The sequence below is a fragment of the Nocardia caishijiensis NBRC 108228 genome, from assembly GCF_001612825.1.
GTDB classification, from domain to species: domain Bacteria; phylum Actinomycetota; class Actinomycetes; order Mycobacteriales; family Mycobacteriaceae; genus Nocardia; species Nocardia caishijiensis.
Genome location: NZ_BDBE01000031.1, coordinates 76,472 through 88,463 on the forward strand (window position 1 = coordinate 76,472; position 11,992 = coordinate 88,463).

Annotated in this window: 13 protein-coding genes; 3 read left to right on the plus strand and 10 right to left on the minus strand. The window is 68.2% G+C overall.

Going from position 1 to position 11,992, the window contains the following annotated elements; translation table 11 throughout:
* Positions 1-8: 8 nt before the first annotated feature.
* The 3 genes from NC7_RS16225 to NC7_RS16235 all read right to left on the minus strand — a co-directional run bounded on the left by NC7_RS16225 (position 9) and on the right by NC7_RS16235 (position 1,743).
* The gene (locus NC7_RS16225; protein WP_157102034.1) at positions 9-278 is read right to left on the minus strand and encodes a hypothetical protein; all 270 of its coding nucleotides are present in this window, start codon (positions 276-278) and stop codon (positions 9-11) included.
* Positions 271-825 (minus strand): RNA polymerase sigma factor, encoded by a 555-nt coding sequence (locus NC7_RS16230; RefSeq protein WP_067983926.1) that lies wholly within the window; start codon positions 823-825, stop codon positions 271-273. Before NC7_RS16230 ends, NC7_RS16225 begins: the two co-directional genes overlap by 8 nt.
* A gap of 150 nt (positions 826-975) precedes the next feature.
* Positions 976-1,743, minus strand: a complete 768-nt coding sequence (locus NC7_RS16235; RefSeq protein ID WP_067983929.1) for a class I SAM-dependent methyltransferase — start codon at positions 1,741-1,743, stop codon at positions 976-978.
* A 138-nt stretch (positions 1,744-1,881) separates the two neighbouring features.
* Here NC7_RS16235 and NC7_RS16240 point away from each other — a divergent pair, with 138 nt between their 5' ends.
* A complete protein-coding gene (locus NC7_RS16240) occupies positions 1,882-2,769 on the plus strand; it encodes a ribonuclease Z (protein WP_067984103.1) in 888 nt (295 codons plus the stop codon).
* Positions 2,770-2,794: 25 nt separating this feature from the next.
* Here NC7_RS16240 and NC7_RS16245 read toward each other — a convergent pair whose 3' ends face one another.
* Together NC7_RS16245 and NC7_RS16250 are read right to left on the minus strand one after the other, a co-directional pair.
* Entirely contained in the window at positions 2,795-3,199 is a 405-nt protein-coding gene (locus tag NC7_RS16245; protein WP_157102035.1) for a hypothetical protein, read from the minus strand.
* 98 nt (positions 3,200-3,297) lie between these two features.
* Complete coding sequence (locus tag NC7_RS16250; protein ID WP_067983933.1) at positions 3,298-3,957, minus strand: hypothetical protein; 660 nt, start codon at positions 3,955-3,957, stop codon at positions 3,298-3,300.
* Between the two features lie 70 nt (positions 3,958-4,027).
* Between NC7_RS16250 and NC7_RS16255 the strand changes: the two genes are divergently transcribed.
* Positions 4,028-4,669 (plus strand): TetR/AcrR family transcriptional regulator, encoded by a 642-nt coding sequence (locus NC7_RS16255; RefSeq protein ID WP_067983935.1) that lies wholly within the window; start codon positions 4,028-4,030, stop codon positions 4,667-4,669.
* A 373-nt stretch (positions 4,670-5,042) separates the two neighbouring features.
* Here NC7_RS16255 and NC7_RS16260 read toward each other — a convergent pair whose 3' ends face one another.
* Both NC7_RS16260 and NC7_RS16265 read right to left on the minus strand, forming a co-directional pair.
* A complete protein-coding gene (locus tag NC7_RS16260; RefSeq protein ID WP_067983937.1) occupies positions 5,043-5,570 on the minus strand; it encodes a DUF3145 domain-containing protein in 528 nt (175 codons plus the stop codon).
* A gap of 101 nt (positions 5,571-5,671) precedes the next feature.
* The gene (locus tag NC7_RS16265) at positions 5,672-6,487 is read right to left on the minus strand and encodes a serine hydrolase domain-containing protein (protein ID WP_067983939.1); all 816 of its coding nucleotides are present in this window, start codon (positions 6,485-6,487) and stop codon (positions 5,672-5,674) included.
* 31 nt (positions 6,488-6,518) lie between these two features.
* On the opposite strand from NC7_RS16265, the gene NC7_RS16270 reads away from it, so the two are divergent.
* Complete coding sequence (locus tag NC7_RS16270) at positions 6,519-7,721, plus strand: serine hydrolase domain-containing protein (RefSeq protein ID WP_067983941.1); 1,203 nt, start codon at positions 6,519-6,521, stop codon at positions 7,719-7,721.
* An 80-nt stretch (positions 7,722-7,801) separates the two neighbouring features.
* Here NC7_RS16270 and aztD read toward each other — a convergent pair whose 3' ends face one another.
* The 3 genes from aztD to aztB are packed head-to-tail and all read right to left on the minus strand — an operon-like array spanning position 7,802 to position 11,981.
* Positions 7,802-8,962 carry a zinc metallochaperone AztD gene (gene aztD, locus NC7_RS16275; RefSeq protein WP_067984109.1) on the minus strand — a complete coding sequence of 387 codons (1,161 nt, stop codon included), beginning with the start codon at positions 8,960-8,962 and terminating at the stop codon, positions 7,802-7,804.
* 26 nt (positions 8,963-8,988) lie between these two features.
* Positions 8,989-10,008: a zinc ABC transporter substrate-binding protein AztC gene (gene aztC, locus NC7_RS16280; RefSeq protein WP_373861255.1), complete on the minus strand. Its 1,020-nt coding sequence runs from the start codon at positions 10,006-10,008 to the stop codon at positions 8,989-8,991.
* Positions 10,005-11,981: a zinc ABC transporter permease AztB gene (gene aztB, locus NC7_RS16285; protein ID WP_067983944.1), complete on the minus strand. Its 1,977-nt coding sequence runs from the start codon at positions 11,979-11,981 to the stop codon at positions 10,005-10,007. Before aztB ends, aztC begins: the two co-directional genes overlap by 4 nt.
* Between the last annotated feature and the right edge of the window lie 11 nt (positions 11,982-11,992).

Here is an 11,992-nt window from a genome sequence, read left to right on the forward strand (position 1 = left end):
GCGGCCCTCTATCCGGCCACCTTCTCGGTGGTGAGCGTGCAGTACCCGTCTTCGCAGGAGCGGCGCAGTCGCCCCATCGACACGGTCTGCACCAGTCCGATCGCCCAGCACATCGGACAGCCGCGCAAGGCGATCAGCCCGACGGGCAGGAGCAGCAGGGCGATCACCCCGGCGAAGGGCAGCAGGGCGATCGAGCCGACGAGCGCGCCGAAGCCCACCGCCCCCCGCGTCAGATGCCGCGGCAGTGACGCGCTGGCGAAATCGGTTTTGTCAGACATTCTTCCCTCCATGTTCCGGATCCGGCGCCCGCAGTGCTTGCCGCACCGACGCGCGGGCACGATGCAGGCGCGACTTCATCGCGGGTGTGCTGAGGCCGAGCGCGTCGGCGACGAGGCGGCCGCGCAGGCCCTGGATATCGCGCATGATGAGGACGCTCCGCTGGTCGTCGGGAAGGGTGGCGACGGCCGCCGCCACCCGTGCCGCTTCCAGTCGTCGCAGCACTTCGTCCTCGGCCGAGGCCGTCACGGCGGTTTCCGCCGGTTGGTGCTGCGGTCTGATCCTGGCCCGCCGCAGGCACTCGTTGCGCACGATGCGGAACATCCACGACGCCAGCGCACCCGATGCCCGCAACATCCCGATCTTGCGATACAGGATGATGAGCGCTTCCTGGGCGGCGTCCTCGGCGTCTTCGGGTGTGGCACAGAGCGTACGAGCGAACCGCTGAATGTTCGGGTAGGACCCCGACACCAGCGCGGCGATCGAATCCACGTCCCCGTTGCGGGCGGCGGCGATCAGGTCATCGGCGGGCCAGCGCGGGTCAGTCACGCCCGGCCCGTTTGCGCCGCAGGACGTACACGCACGTACACATCAACACCAGGCCGACGACGATTCCGGTTCCGACGATCACAACAACCTCCCTTTCGTCCCCGCACGGTGCGTGGACACCTGTAAGAGGCGCCGGTCGCGGAAAAGGATTCAGGGTCGTGGACGTTTCGCGGTGACGATCCACGCGTGCGAGTCGAACAGCACACCACCGTCGGTCTGGTGCGCGGCGAGCACCTCCCGCAATCGGGTGCGGGCTCGCTCGCCTTCGGCGGGCTCGAGGTGATCGAGTGAAGCGCGGAATCCGTTGAGCAACAGCAGATTATGGTAGGCGGCGGCGCTGTCGGCACCCAGAAACACCGACTCGCGCACTTCGTCGAACTCGATATCGGCGAAACCCGCTGCGGTCAGGACGAATTCGGTGACCTCGGGGTCGGCCAGCGAGAACGGTCCCGGTCCCGCCTCGGTCATCGACGCGACGACCTTCCGAGGGAACACCGTCACCCACTCGTTGCGCTCCGCCCCTTGCCACACCATCATCACCAGCCGCCCACCCGGCCGCAACGCCCGCCCGATATTGCGGAACGCGGCGACGGGATCGGCGAAGAACATCACCCCGAACCTGCTGATACACAGATCGAAGAACCCGGCGGCGAACGGGTGCGCCTGCGCGTCCCCCACCTCGAACCCGACATTGCCCACCTTCTCCTGCGCGCTGACCAACCGAGCGCGTTCGACCATCACCGCCGACACGTCCACCCCGAGCGCCTCGCCCTCACCGGCGTCCCGCGCCGCCTCCCGCGTGGTCCCCCCGGCACCACATCCGATATCGAGCACCCGGTCCCGCATCCCCACCCGCGCGGCCGCTCGCAGATGCACCTGGTGCGATCGCAACTCGGCGTCGTAATCGAACAGCTCCATCTCGACCTCCCTCGAGTACCGGGCCCGCAGACCTAACGGATCACACCACCTGTCAGCTTCCGACGCCCGCAGATATTCCCGACGTTCGTCCAGGCACATCGATGTGACAGCGCGGACGGTAGCGAGAAGGATGGGGTGATGTCTACGCGGGAGTTGATCGTCCTCGGGACGGCGGGGGCGGTGCCGACTCGTCGCCGCAATCACAACGGGTACCTGTTGCGGTGGGACGGTCGGGGGGTACTGTTCGACCCGGGTGAGGGGACGCAGCGGCAGATGGCGCATGCCGGGGCTTCGGCTACCGAGGTGCACTGGTTGTGTGTGACCCATTTTCATGGGGACCATTCGCTCGGGGTGCCGGGAATCGTGCAGCGACTGGGCCGCGACGGTGTTCCGCACGACGTGCACGCCGTCTTCCCGGCCGAGGGCATCGAGTACTGGGAACGGCTGAAGTTCGCGACGAGCTATTACGGCTCGGCCAATCTGGTCGAACACCCCGTGAGCGGCGCGGGAGAAACAGTGCGGGACAAGGCGTTCAGCCTCACCGCCTTACCGTTGTCGCACAGCATTCCCACCTATGGATACCGCCTGGCCGAACCGGACGGCCGCACGTTCCTGCCCGAGAAATTGCGGGAACACGGCATCTCCGGCGCCGCCGTACGGGAACTGTCGGGCCCCTTGCTCGCGGAGTGTTCGGCGCCGAAGCCGGGCCAGAAGGTCGCCTTCGTGATGGATACCCGCCTGTGCGACAACGTCTTCGCGCTGGCCGCCGATGTCGACATGCTCATCATCGAGTCCACGTTTCTGGATTCGGAAGTCGAGCAGGCGCACGAACGCGGGCATCTCACCGCCCGTCAGGCTGGTGAGGTGGCCCGCGCGTGTGGAGTGAGAACACTGGTGCTCACCCATTTTTCGGAGCGCTACACCCCGGCCGACGATCAAGCGTTCCTCGAGCAGGCCGACTTCCCCGGTGCAGTCCTCGCTCACGACCTCGATCGCGTCCCGCTCCCGGGCCGCCGCACCCGCTGAACGACGGCCCGGGAAGCAGGCGTCGCTAGAAGCTGCCGGTCGAGGGCAGCGAGCTGGGCACGTTCACGGTGACCAGTTCGGAGAACACGAACTCGGCGCCGTTGACACACCCGCCGCGCGCGGTGATCGTGGAACCGGGCTCGAGCCCCTCGAGCGAGGTGGTGACCGTTTCTCCGGCATCGGCCAGCGACTCGGGCGAACCGTTGCCGAAGAACGCGTGATTGTTCTCGGGCCCGATCCCGGCCTCGGCCCAGCACTGGCCCCGGTCGTTGGGGTTGTGCAGGGTCGCGGTGACGGTGCCCGCCGCGGTCCCGGCGAAGGTGACCTGCGGTGCCACGAACGGCGTCGCCGCACCGGCAGGCGCGAGGGGCCCGAAGGCAATCGTGGCCGACGCGGCCACTACGAAAGCTGCGGAAATTCGTCTGTTCATCACATGTTTGATGTTGCCGCACAACGCATTTCGAAACAAGAAAACCGGTGCCACCACAACTGGGGGCTGGCGTGGTGAAGAACTCGTCGGCCCACGTCCTACGCGCGGACAGTCGCCACTTTCCGTGGACTCGGCGCCCCGGCGCGACCAGTCCGAGCCAGACGTATTCCCGTGCCCGACAACCAGATCGCCACACCCATCTGGAACGGGAACAGGATGGAGTAGTCGATGTCGCGAGTGAGGACCACCAGCGGACCCGCGAACGAACTGGCGACGCCGGAGACCAGTCCGATCGCGCCGAGGATCCAGGCGGCGGTGGTTCGCGCCTCACGGGCTACGGCGATCGCGAGGGCGGCGGTGGTGAGACCCAGGGCCGGTGAGGCGAGCACCTGCATGGTCATGTGGAAGTCGAGGATCGGGGTGTGGGCGTGGTCGCGCAGGGCGTCGGCCTCGGAGGCCGCTGCCACGTGCGGGATCAGTTCGAGTCCGGCGAACGCCGTGCCGACCGCCGCGACGGTGAGCCATGTCGCGACTGCCGGGCCGAACACGCCTTGTCGCCGGGCGAGGACGTACATCGACGCGGCGAGTAGCAGCCCGACCATCTGCAACAAGTGGGACGCGTTCCAGAGGTCACTGGTGAACATCGAGACCAGGTGATCGTCGATATTGCCGCCGGAACCGATCGGATGCAGCTGACCACCCACCCCGAAAAGGACGGCGGCAACGACGAAGCCCAGCGGAACGACACGTTGACTCATGAGTTACTCGATTCACTAGAGAAGTACTCAGTGAATATAGACCCGCTTGATAGGGCTGTAAAGTAGGGCCGTGGACACCGAACGACCGGGGCGCGGCTATCGGTCGAGCCTGCGAGCCCGACAGGCCGAACTCACCCGCATGCTCATCGCGCGAGCAGCGCGCGAACTGTTCGTGCGGCACGGCTGGTCGGGAACGAGCGTGCGGGCGGTCGCGGGGGCGGCGGGCGTCTCCGAGGCCACGATCTATGCCGTCTACGGCAGCAAGGCCGGCCTGGCGACATCGCTGATCGACAGCGCCGACGAGGGCGCCGATGTCGAGCGTGCGACGGCCGAACTGATCGCCGGGAAAGACGATCCGCGTGCGCAATTACGCGCGTTGGTCGGTTTCGACCGCCGCCTCTTCGAGTCCGCTGGTGACGTGTTGCGCATCATGATCGAGGGATCGCGCCAGCACGCCGCGCTGGCCGACGCGTACCGCATGGGCCGCGACCGCGGCGACCAGGTGCGCCGTGAAGTGTACGAGTCCTGGCCGCAGAGCGTCTGGCGACCGGGCGTGACCGCGACCCATGCCCTCGACATCGCCGCGGCCCTCTGCTCGATCGATACCTTCGATGTGTTGCGCGGCGAACGCGGGTGGACACCCGATCAGATCGAAAGCTGGTGGGCCACCACATTGGGTGAGCTGTTCTTCGGATCGACGGACGGGCAGTAGTGGGCGTCCGAGCCTCGCGACGACATCTCAGCGGACCGCAAGAACGTCTTCATCGCCGCGTTCACGATCTTTCCGATCGGGTCCGAGTTGTGCGGTGCGGCACGGAACATGCCGCAGCTCATCGGGTTTCGCGCACCCCAAGGGCTGGGTGCGGGTGAGTTGCTCGTCGGCGGGATAGATCGTCGGCGTGCTGTCCCCGCCGCGACAGCGAGCGAAGGCGCATGGCACCGAGTGAGCACCTGTCCCAGCCTCACCCACGGTCCCGGCGCACGCTGTCGCGTCTACTGTCCCAGCGGGTTCTGATCGAAGACGCTGCGGGACAGGGTGTGCGGCGGTCTCGGCACAGAGGCCGGAATGCGGGAAGGAATGGTGTTCAGCCGACGTGGCGACGCAGCCAGGTGACTTCGGCGCCGGTGCAGTCGGTGCCCTGGCGGAAGGCCTCGAGGTCTTCATCCCAGGCGGTGCCGAGGGCGCGCTCGATTTCGGCGCCGAGGTCGACGGTGCTCAGTTCGGTGGCGGCTTGGAGGAGGGCGCGTAATCGCATCTCGCCGAGCATCACGTCGCCGTTGGCGCCGGTGGAGCCGTGCCAGAGGCCGAGGGCGGGGACGAAACTGTAGCGTTCGCCGTCCACGCCTTCGCTGGGGTCCTCGGTGACTTCGAACCGCAGCACCGGCCAGGCGCGCAACGACTGGGCAATCCGGGCGGCGGTACCGACGGGGCCGATCCAGTCACCGCTGGCACGCAGCTGCCCGTCGGCGGGCTGCGCGGTCCAGCGCAGTTTCGCCGGCGTGGAAAGCGCGGTGGACAGTGCCCATTCGATGTGCGGGCACAACGCGGCGGGCGAGGAGTGGATGTAGACCACACCTGCCGTCGCGTCAGCGAACTGACTCGATGCGCGCACTACCAACACCTCCAGCCTCGACAAGGAGCGTCTTCCCCAACGGTCCGTCGGACTGGTGTGGTGCGAGTGTAGGCGAAGTGAGTGATGTTGCGGGTGTTACCTCACTGCGTGTTATGTGTCTCTGCGATCACGGAATCACTAAATTTCGGCCACGCGGTTCTTGCCCAGTCGCCAAAATTCTCGTCGCTCAAACCGATCGTGGCTACCCCTATTTCCGGGTCGACCCACAGGAACGTCCCGGACTGCCCGAAGTGGCCATAGGTGCGCGGCGAATTGGAATGACCGGTCCAATGCGGGGTTTTCCCACCACGGATTTCGAAGCCGAGACCCCAGTCGTTGGGCCGCTGGGAGCCGTATCCCGGCAGCACTCCGTCCCGGTCGGGGAATTGCACGGAGGTGGCCTCGTCGAGCGTTTGCCGAGATATCAATTCGGGTGTCAGCAACTCGGTGGCGAATAGCGTGAGGTCACGGAGGCTCGCGCGTCCGGCATGACCCGCCGACCCGTCCAGAACCGCCCCGCGCATGCCGAGTGGTTCGAATACCGCCTCGTGCAGATAGTCCGGAAAGTGGATGCCCGTGCTTTCGGTGAGGAAATCGGCGAGCAGTTCGAATCCGGCACTCGAGTAGATGCGTCGGGCGCCCGGTTTCGCGAGGACCTCTGGCGTGGCGAAGGCCACACCGGAGGTGTGCGCCAGCAGATGCCGCACGGTCGAGCCGGGCGGGCCCGCGGGTTGGTCGAGCTCGATCGCGCCCTCCTCGACGGCGACCAGGGCCGCGTAGGCGACGAGGGGCTTGGTGACCGAAGCCAGCCGGAACACCCGGTCGAGTTCACCGGTGGTGTCGACCCCGTCGACGGTGACCACGGCGGCCGCGGCGTGCGCCACCGGCCACTGCTGAACCTGCTCCAACGAACGCATATCCGGCAGCGTAGCTACGATCGACGACACCATGAGTCCCGCACCATCAGTTCACGGCGACGTAGCGGCCGGTTTCGGCCCGGTCGCCGACGCTTTCCGCCGCAATTTCACCGCCCATGGCGAGATCGGCGCCGCCGTGGCCGTCTACGCGGGCAGCGAACCGCTGGTCGACCTGTGGGCCGGTCATCGCGACCGCGCCCGGGTGGCCGCCTGGGAGCGCGACACGATCGTCCCGGTGTTCTCGTCGTCGAAGGGCATGTCGGCGTTCACCATCGCCACCGCCGTCTCGCGCGGCCTGCTCGACTACGACGCCCCGGTCGCGACGTACTGGCCGGAGTTTGCCGCGCACGGCAAGGACCGGATCACCGTGCGCCAACTGATCGATCACCAGGCCGGTCTGTCGGGCCTGGACCGCACCGTGAAGCTGAGCGAACTCGGCGACCGCGAGAGCCTGGCCGACCTGCTCGCCGCGCAGAAACCGAGGTGGGAACCGGGCACCCGGCACGGATATCACGCGCTCACCCTCGGCCTGTACCAGAGCGAATTGCTGCGCCGCGTGGATCCGGCGGGGCGCAGTCTCGGTCGCTTCTTCGCCGAGGAGATCGCGGCGCCGGTGGACGCCGACCTGTTCATCGGCCTGCCCGAGAGCGAGTCGTTGGATCGTGTCGCCCAGCTGTCGGCGACCAAGGGCCTCGACATCCTGCGCTACGAGCTCGCCGACGTCCCACTGCGCATCGGCGCGGAGGTGTACGCCAAGCGCGGGTATTCCTATGCGGCACTGACCAATCCGCGCCCCGGCGCGCCCGCCCGCGCCGCTCGTCGCGAGTTCCTCGGTATCGAATGGCCCGGCATGAACGGGGTGGGCAACGCCCGCGCTCTGGCCCGCGTCTACGGCGCGGCCGCGGGCCGCACCGGCGCGCTCCCCCTCGGCGACGACGTCCTCGACCTGCTCGCCGCCCCGACCGTCGACTCCGTTCCCGCCGACGACCTGGTATTGCACACCAAGAGCCGCTACCACCTGGGTTTCCGCAAGTCGCGCGGCAGTTTCCGGTTCGGTTCCGACAAACGCGCCTACGGCACGACCGGTCTCGGCGGTTCCTTCGGATTCGCCGATCCGACAACAGGTCTCGGCTTCGGCTACACCATGAACCGGCTCGGCATGGCCATCCTCGACGACGTCCGCAGCCGCAACCTGCGCACCGCCGTCCTCGACTGCGCCCGCCGCCGCGCCTGAACGCACGATCACCACGCCCCGGTGGCGGTATCGGTCGAGAGCCGAACGCCACCAGCGCGTGGTGATCGTGAACGGGGCGCCTAGTGCGCGCCGACCCCGTTGATCTCGTTGGGAGCGGCGGGGAGGGTGACCGACTGGGTGATCTTGCCCTCGGCGAGGTCGACGCGGTGGACCTGCTTGGTGGCCGGTTCGGTCACGAAGGCGACGCCGTCGCGGACGAACAGGGTCGGGCGCGGGTCCTGCCATTCGAGCGGTTCCTGCCACGCACCGGTCACCGCGATGGTGCGGGTGACCGCACCCGCGACCGGGTCGATGACGTAGAGCTTGCCGTCGGTGCCGAGCACGAGGGCCTCACCCTGCGGGCCGCGGCCGAGGGAGCGGAAGGAGTAGCTGGTGCCGATGTCGACCAGGCGCAGGCTGCCGTCGGCGGTGTTCACCAGCGAGATCTTGGTCGGTCGTTCGAGTTCGGCCTCCTTGTCCTGCTTGTAGTCACCGAGCACGATCGGGGAGCTCTCGCTGCCCGACATGTTGCCGATGCGGCCGTAGGGGGTCGGGCTGGTCACCTTGGTGATCTTGCCGTCGCGGTAGATCACGGCACCGGTCTGGCAGCCGACCACCACGGTTTCGTTCTGGGCGGTGGCCTCGCCGTGGACGCCGGGGCAGTCCTCGTTGCGGGCGATCTCCTTGCGGTCCTTGTCGAGGGCGACGAGCCCGACGCGCGCATCCTCGGTCCCGAGGGTGACCAGCAGGTTCCCGTTGCTCAGCTCGACGGCGACACCGTGATGGGCGGCGGCCGACTTGTACACCTCGGTGGGCTTGCCGCTGTCGATCTCGTCGGTGTCGACAATGGTGATCTCGCCGGTCCCGTCGGCGAACAGCACGGTCTTGCCCGCGTGCCGCACGACGTGACCGGGCTTGCTCGCGGCGTACTCGGTGCCGGTGAAGGTCGCTGTATTCGCGTCGAACACACGGAAACTGTCCTTGACGGTCACCATCAGGTGGTCGCCGTCGCCCGCCGGGTTGAGCCGGTTGAATCCGTCGATCTTCACCTCGCCTTCCTGGGCGAGCGTGAGTCCGTCGAGGACGTAGATGCCGCCGTCGTAGGTGAGGGCGATCGGTTCGGCGCCCGGGGCGTGGTCGTGGGTCGCGGCGTCGTCGCTGCCGCAACCGCTCAGCGCTACCACCGAGGCGAGCGCCCCGGACATGGCGACCATCGTGGTGGCCCGTGACCGACTGTGCATGTCGTGCTCCATCTGTTGTGCGTGAATTACGTTGTCGGCCCGGACAGTCCGCGAGCGATGGCCTCGGTGTTGGCGCGTGCCATCTCCAGGTAGGTCGCGGCGCCGCCGCCGGGTTCGGTGAGCGATTCGGTGTGCAGGGCGGCCACCCGCACCTGCAAGCCCGCGTGCTCGGCCAGCACTCGCGACAGACGGTCGGGCGCGGACGAATCGGCGAAGATCGTGTGTACGCCCGCGGTGCGGATCGCGGTGGCGAGGTCGTCGAGGTCCGAAGCGCTCGGTGAGGCGAGGGTGGTGCCGCTGGGGATGACGGCGCCGATCACGGTGAACCCGAATCGCTGTGCGAGATAACCGAAGACGTGATGGTCGGTGACCAGCTGCCTGCGTTCGGGCGGGATCGCCGCGAACCGGTCGGTCATCCATCGGTCCAGCTGCTCGAGTTCGCTCACGTACCGGGCGGTGTTGGCGCGCACCGTCTCGGCATCGATGCCATCGACCTCGGCGACGACCTCGGCACTGATCGCCTCGACCGCCTTGCGCACCCGGGCCGGGTCGGTCCAGAAATGCGGATCGGGCTCACCGGCGGATTCGTCGGAGGTGTAGGTGATCGGGTCGACCCGCTCGGCCACCGCCAGCGTCGGAACACCGGCCGACGCGGCCGCCCGCACGTGCCGAACCACCCCTTCCTCGAGCCCCAGCCCGTTGTGCACGATCAACGCGGACTGTTCGATATCGGCAGCTTGACGTGCGGAGATCCCGAACGAATGCGGATCGGTGCCCGCCTGCATCAGTACCGTCACCTCGGCGGTGTCGCCCACGACGGCCTTGGTGAGATCACCGAGGATATTGGTCGTCACCATGATGCCGCTGCGATCACCCTCGGTGCCGCACGCGGTGACAGACGCGAGCAGCGCGACAACGACGAGGGCCAGACCCGCGACGCGAGGAGCGCCCCGGAATCCAGCACCCGCGCGGACCTGCGACCGGCGCGACGCGCCTCGTCGGACGCGACCGACGGTATGGGCACGAGCCCTTGCTTTTTCGATCACAGCCCTGTCTCCACCAGCAGCGCGGGCGCGACGTCCAACGGAAAGGTACGCGCGATTCGCAGGTTGTCGTTGTAGGCGATCTCGTGAACGGTTCGGCCACGAATGTCGTTGATGTAGGCGCGATTCGGGTCGACCTGGATCACGGGTGCGCCCTCGACCGGCCCGGTCAGCGCGAGACGCGCGGTCTCCGTACCGGTTTCGGGGTCGAGGCCGTGCAGGACACCGTCGCGGGTGAGGACGAGCAGCGAAGAGCCCTCACCGGCCGTGTTCACCGCGACCGCGTCGGCGATCGGGGTGTGCTTCCAAGTCTTCTTGCGGATGTCGAGAGTCCACACACCGGTGCGTCCGGCGAGCGCGGTCAGCGTCGTGCTGCCAGGCCGGTGGGTGAACGCGGTCGCCCGGTCGGCGGCCGGTGCGGGGTCGGCGATCTTCTCCGCGACGAACGCGCCGTCACGCAGAGCGACGACCACAGCACCGTCCGCGCAACCGAATACGACCCCGCGCCGGGTGACAGCCTGGCCGCGCGGCTGCGCGCACGTCTCCCCCAGTGACGCACCGACCGCGCCGTCACGCCCACGCACGTCCACTCGCCCCGCGCCGTCGGCGACGACCAACTTCTCGCCGTACGGCAGCGCGATGCCCTCGATCCGATGCGGTTCGCGGACCTGCCCGTCACCGAGCGCCACCCGATCGAACACCAGGCTGGCACCGGTATCGAGGACGACCGACGACACCGCCGGATCGCCGTAGGCCGCGACGACTCCGCCCGGCGCCGCGATGTTGCCGACTTCGCGCACCGGGGCGCTGTAGTAGTGCCGGTGATCGCTGTGGTCGACGGTCCATCCCCCGCTGTCGACGACGCGCACCGACCCACCGTCGCTCAGGAATCCAAACCGCCCGTCGCCGACCAGCCCCGAGTTCTGAGGTGCGGCGGAGTTTTGGCGGCCCGCGAGCGAGGTGACCTGCTCGCTCAGCAGATCGATCACCCGCACGGCACCGGTGGCCGGATCAGTCACGACCAGGCGAGTCTGTGCCTCGCTCATCTCCTCGGCCCCGGCGACGTACCCGTGCGGTGTCTCCTCGACGGTCGCCGGTTCGGTGCCCGTGCCGCATCCGGCCACCGTCACCGCCGCCAGCGCGGCCACACCCACCTTCCCGAATCGTTCCCGCAGCGCCGACACGATCGCCGAGACGAAGAACGACCCGACCGCGACGGCGGCAATCGTCGCCCCGGCCGCCGTGCCCGCGTGCCAGGACACGACAAGCCCTGCGGCCGTGGAGAACCCGCCGACCAGCGCGGCGAGCGCCATCACCACCGGAATCCGGTCCGACCAGTACACAGCGGCGGCGGGCGGTGCGATGAGCAACCCGAACACCAGCAGCGTGCCGACCACATGGAAGGACGCGACGATGGCCAGGGTCACCAAACCGACGAGCGCCACGTGCGCGGCTTTCGGGTGCAGTCCGAGGGTGTGCGCCTTGCGCGGATCGAAGGTCAGCGCGACGAACGCGCGATGCCCCAGCACCGCGACGACCAGCGCGAGTCCGACAGCCGCGCCGAGGTACCACAGGTCGACGGTGCGCACCGCGAGCACGTCACCGAACAGGAAGCCGGTGAGATCCACGGCGAACGACTGCGACCGCGACACGATGATCACACCGGCCGCGAGCATCCCGACGAACAGCAACCCGATGGCAGTATCGGCCGCGAACCGCTTGCTCCGCGAGAGCACCGACACCCCGAAGGCCATGGCGGTGCAACTGATCGCGGCGCCAACGATCAGGTTGCCGCCGAGCAGCGCCGCCACCGCGACACCGGGCAGCATGCCGTGTGCCATCGCGTCACCGAGAAAAGCCATGCCGCGCACCACCACCCACGTTCCGGCCAGGGCGCACACGCAGGAGACCAGCAGTCCGCCCCACAAGGCCCGTTGCACGAATGCCACCTCGAACGGGGCGATCAGCCACTCCATGGCAACGGACG

Excerpts from the sequence above, each read along its gene's own strand:
- aztD (WP_067984109.1), bottom strand. The coding sequence starts at position 8,962 with ATGCACAGTCGGTCACGGGCCACCACGATGGTCGCCATGTCCGGGGCG.
- NC7_RS16270 (WP_067983941.1), top strand. The coding sequence starts at position 6,519 with ATGAGTCCCGCACCATCAGTTCACGGCGACGTAGCGGCCGGTTTCGGC.
- NC7_RS16235 (WP_067983929.1), bottom strand. The coding sequence starts at position 1,743 with ATGGAGCTGTTCGATTACGACGCCGAGTTGCGATCGCACCAGGTGCAT.
- NC7_RS16225 (WP_157102034.1), bottom strand. The coding sequence starts at position 278 with ATGTCTGACAAAACCGATTTCGCCAGCGCGTCACTGCCGCGGCATCTG.
- NC7_RS16240 (WP_067984103.1), top strand. The coding sequence starts at position 1,882 with ATGTCTACGCGGGAGTTGATCGTCCTCGGGACGGCGGGGGCGGTGCCG.
- NC7_RS16265 (WP_067983939.1), bottom strand. The coding sequence starts at position 6,487 with ATGCGTTCGTTGGAGCAGGTTCAGCAGTGGCCGGTGGCGCACGCCGCG.
- NC7_RS16245 (WP_157102035.1), bottom strand. The coding sequence starts at position 3,199 with ATGAACAGACGAATTTCCGCAGCTTTCGTAGTGGCCGCGTCGGCCACG.
- NC7_RS16250 (WP_067983933.1), bottom strand. The coding sequence starts at position 3,957 with ATGAGTCAACGTGTCGTTCCGCTGGGCTTCGTCGTTGCCGCCGTCCTT.
- aztB (WP_067983944.1), bottom strand. The coding sequence starts at position 11,981 with ATGGAGTGGCTGATCGCCCCGTTCGAGGTGGCATTCGTGCAACGGGCC.